Origin of the sequence: Mesorhizobium sp. M00.F.Ca.ET.216.01.1.1 (assembly GCF_004010325.2) — a bacterium.
GTDB lineage: Bacteria > Pseudomonadota > Alphaproteobacteria > Rhizobiales > Rhizobiaceae > Mesorhizobium.
This window is the reverse complement of sequence record NZ_SADR02000561.1, coordinates 1-284: the sequence shown is the minus strand read 5'-3', so window position 1 is coordinate 284 and position 284 is coordinate 1. Positions and strand designations below refer to the sequence as shown.

General features: G+C 69.0%; 1 protein-coding gene. It reads right to left on the bottom strand.

The genetic code is table 11. The annotated features are described in order from the left end of the window. Positions 1 to 265 (bottom strand): TadE/TadG family type IV pilus assembly protein (locus tag EN859_RS37460; protein ID WP_135913764.1); only part of this gene is annotated, 265 nt, incomplete at its 3' end. Positions 266 to 284 lie beyond the last annotated feature (19 nt).

Here is a 284-nt window from a genome sequence, read left to right as displayed (position 1 = left end):
GGTTCACCGTGACGGCCGCGTCCGTAGGCTTTTTCTCCCAACTCGCCAGCGCGGCCGCTTGCGTGGCGTTGTCGTCGCTGGAGCCCGCCAGCACCAAATTCGCCGCCGTCTTCACGCCGGCGCGCATCGAGAGCGAGTGGGTGACGTAGGACCAGCCATCGACGGTGCCCAGCAGGGCGACGCACAGCACCGGCAGCACAAGCGCGAACTCGACCGCGGCGGCGCCGGATCGGTCTCTGCGGAAACGGGTCGCCGGTGGTTGCATGGCGCCTACTCGACGAGCT